This window comes from Haloimpatiens lingqiaonensis (assembly GCF_901447495.1).
Classification (GTDB): Bacteria; Bacillota; Clostridia; order Clostridiales; family Clostridiaceae; genus Haloimpatiens; species Haloimpatiens lingqiaonensis.
The window spans coordinates 1-3,899 of the sequence record NZ_CABDWS010000134.1 but is presented as its reverse complement, the minus strand read 5'-3'; the positions used below and the strand labels follow the sequence as shown (position 1 = coordinate 3,899).

At 31.7% G+C, this 3,899-nt stretch carries 2 protein-coding genes and 1 pseudogene; all 3 read right to left on the bottom strand.

From position 1 onward, the window contains the following. Positions 1–388: 388 nt before the first annotated feature. Positions 389–1,276, bottom strand: coding sequence for an ABC transporter permease (locus FGK85_RS14710; protein WP_171011451.1), 888 nt, complete (start codon positions 1,274–1,276; stop codon positions 389–391). After that, complete coding sequence (locus FGK85_RS14705; RefSeq protein ID WP_138207868.1) at positions 1,273–2,859, bottom strand: ABC transporter substrate-binding protein; 1,587 nt, start codon at positions 2,857–2,859, stop codon at positions 1,273–1,275. Before FGK85_RS14705 ends, FGK85_RS14710 begins: the two co-directional genes overlap by 4 nt. 591 nt (positions 2,860–3,450) lie before the next feature. Next, a pseudogene (locus tag FGK85_RS14700) lies at positions 3,451–3,899 on the bottom strand (ISLre2 family transposase); the annotation flags it as partial.

Below are 3,899 nucleotides of genomic sequence, written 5' to 3'. Positions count from 1 at the left end.
GGTGTCCTCCACTTCCACTACCAATAGCTTGTAGTGTACTCCCATCACAGGATAGTCGTTGAAGTTTCCTCTTTTCGAGGCTTACCTGCTGATTGCCCATTATCGCAACCTAACGGTTTTTAACCATAAGATTGGCGCACTTAGGATTTAACCTTATGCTATCTAACTAATTTTTTCCGCTTTCGCAACTATCACGCCTAGGCCTTTTTCATCCTTGCGTTGTAGTTTAGTTAGCTTTAGGGGTTTCCAGCAATTCAAAGGATTTTGGATGTATTTAATACATCACTCCATGCTCTTTACGAACATGGGAGGCTGTCAACAATTTTCTAAGTTAAAAGTTGTAAAACTTTACAGAGAATTATAACTTTTTATAACTTATTTGTAACTGTTAGTTACCTCCCATTAAAAGGGTATAATCATGATATTTAGCAGCTTCAAATATATATTTACCTACACCTGGATAGCTAAATATAGACTCTATAACTAATGAACCTGATAATAAGTGATTTACAGATATAGCAATCAAAGTTATGTATGATGCCATAACATTTCTCAAAAGATGATTGAATAATATCCTGTGTTTAGGAACTCCCTTAGCCTTGGCTGTTACTAAGTAATCTTCTTTTAGCTCCTCTATAACCTTATCCCTTACAAAATTAGAATAGTACCCTAGGTGACCTAAAAAAACTACTAACCAAGGTAAAATCGTATGCCTAACTCTATCCATAAGGTCCCCTTCATTGCCCATTTCATAAATACCTGAAGATGGTAACCAACCGGCTTTAACCGAAAAAATCAATACAAGCACTAATGCCAACCAAAAACCTGGTACGCAATAAAAGAAGGTTCCCAATTTAACTAATATTTTATCTAAAATACTTCCTTCATTAAGAGCACATAAAAATCCTAATAATAGCGAAAATATCATTATTGTAATTATAGTTATTATTCCTAAAAACAAAGTATTTCCTAAAGCTTTCATGAGAACATCTTTTACTGGAAGATTATATTTAAAGGAAATACCTAAATTGCCATGAAAAAAATTCACTAGCCAATCCTTATATTGATAAAGAAGGGGCTTATTAAGCCCCATATTTTCTATTATTCTTGTTTTCTGTACACTGGAGATTTTTTCTGCCGATTCCCCAAACATAGCATATAGCGGATCACCTGGCATAATATGCGCCATAATAAAAGTAAAAAAACTTAAAGAGAAAAAACTCACAACTATATTAACTAAAATTTTCATAATCCCTTTTGTTTTGCAAATTATCATTCTATATCCCACTCTTCTATATTCCACAAGAAACCAACGCCATGGTGTCCTAATACAGTGTCTTTAATTCCTTTAATTTTGTTATCCGCACCATACACTGCATCTATATATGCAATCATTGCGTATGGAGGATCAATGGCAAATTCCTTTTGGAATTCTTTATAGTATTCCTTTCTCTTATTATCGTCTTGTGTTGTTCTTGCATTTAATAATAATTCATCAACTTTTTTATTTGAATAAGCATTTAAGTTAACACCATTTTCAGCTTGACTTGAATGGAAAACCTTATAAGTATGGTCATCTGGATCAAATGGGCTTCCCCATCCTATTAAAGATCCTTCTAATTTATCCCATTGAATAGATCCCGCTGGTTGAACATCTACTTTAGCTTCTACATTTATATCTTTATAATACTGTGCTGCTGCATTAGCTATATTAGTTCTAACTGGATCCCCTTCAAAGCAAGTAATCTTAAAAGATAATTTTTTACCATCTTTTTCTCTTACTCCATCCTTTCCAACCTTCCATCCAGCTTCATCTAGTAATTTTTTTGCTTTTTCTTTATCGTATTGATATTTTTCTACGTTATCATTTTTATAATTTCCCATTTGTAATGGGCTATAAGCAACTTGTCCCATTCCTTTTAGCACTTCATCTACCACTTTTTGCTTATCTACAGCATAGCTAAGGGCTTGTCTAACTTTTACATCTTTAAACATAGGATTTCTAAAATTAAACATAACTCCTCTATAATCTGCTGTTTTTTCCTTGTATAACTTAATATTTTTCTGATCCTTAAATGTCTCTACATCGTGTGGCTCTAATTGTGCTAAATTTATTTCTCCTGATTTTAATTGCAATGCTCTTGCCTTTTCATCTTCTACTATCTTAAATATAACATTTTTTATTTTAGGTTGTCCATTATAATAATTTTCATTTGCTTTTAAACTTATATATTGACCTGTTTCCCATTTATCAAATTTATAAGGGCCAGTACCTACAGGATTTTGATTAAAAGCATCTTTATTGATATCTTTTCCTTCTAATAAATGCTTAGGTATCATTCCCACTGATAAATAGTCTAATACAGCAACACAAGGTTTATCCATATATATTTTTACCGTATGTGGATCTACTACTTCTACCTTTTTTATTTCCTCGTAGTTTGCAGAAATCTCTGAGTTGCTCTTTGGATCCTTTATAGTTTCAATGGTAAACTTTACGTCCTCTGCTGTAAAATCCTTACCATCATGCCATTTTACATCTTTTTTCAAGTTGAAAGTATAAACCATATTTTTTTCATCATAGGTCCATTTTTCTGCTAAGTCAGGAATTACTTTACTATTTTCATCATGTTTAGTTAAACCTGAAAATATTATTTTATGAATCTCTGCATGCTCATCCAAAGCTGGATTGATTCTAGCATAATCTGTGGCACTACCATAAACTAATTTTTTTTCTTTAGACTCACTAGCTACCTTACTATCATTTTTTGAATTTGTAGATGTTTTTGCTCCACAGCCTATGGCCATAGTTCCTATTAGCACTGCACTTAAAATGCTCAGCACTGTTTTTTTAATCATACTCTACTCCCCCTTAAGTGTTTTATGCATATTATTTTATGCTTAATATTTAAATCTTAATAATTAACTTCATTTAATAAACAGGGCTCTTAGCTTTAGATGGAGTTTTTACTCCATCTGAAGGTTAGAGATCGTTATCCAGGGATGTAACTGCCGTTATCTCCCACTTTGTTAGAAGTGGGAGTGTTACGGCAGATAGTCATCGGATAAAAACTTCATTATATACAAAAAAGGTAGAGAACACTCTTCTCTACCTTCGTGGTATAATCAAATTCGCCTTTTATTCAATTTAAATAATCATTAATACAAATATTAATCCTTTGATTAATATTTAATGATTTAGTAAATTCCTTGTTGCAAACTAATTCATTAACATTCGTATTAATGAATTTTTTTTACAAAATAATTATAACATATGAATAAAAAAAGTCAAACTTTTTAGAAAAATCGTTTGTGTCAAGTTAAAGTGGGCAATTTTATTTCTTAATTTTTCCATTATAAATTCAGTTGAAAATTTTATTCCAAAAGGGCTTCGCCCGCAGCCCGAAAGGGCGCACTTATCCCGTTAACTTTTTATTCAAAATTTTAAAACTATCTATAAATAAGTTCACTAAAATTTTTTTCTTTAAAAAAGCTTTGTATAGCTTTTCTTCCATTAGTCATGGCGCAGCCTGTAAATGGTACTCTTGCTTGTTGTATAGGATAATACTTACTTTTCTTTACCTTCTTATTTACATCAGCTGCTGTTAATGTAATCATCTCTGTTATTGTTTCTAATTTATCATCTGAAACAACTCCTGAACATACCTCATTTATCACATTGTATATTCTTTTACTTGCTTTTTCAGCTAGTATTTTAGCTAAATTATTGGCACCTTTAATAGACCAACTCATTTTTCTTCCTTTCATTCTCTGAGCTAATACATCACATATATTGTGCTCCATTGTACCTAAATTTCTGTATTCTAATCCTTCTGGAGCCTTCGGCATTTTTATTTCTTCCCTTAGCTGATATGGCTTTAATCCTATCTTGTTATCAA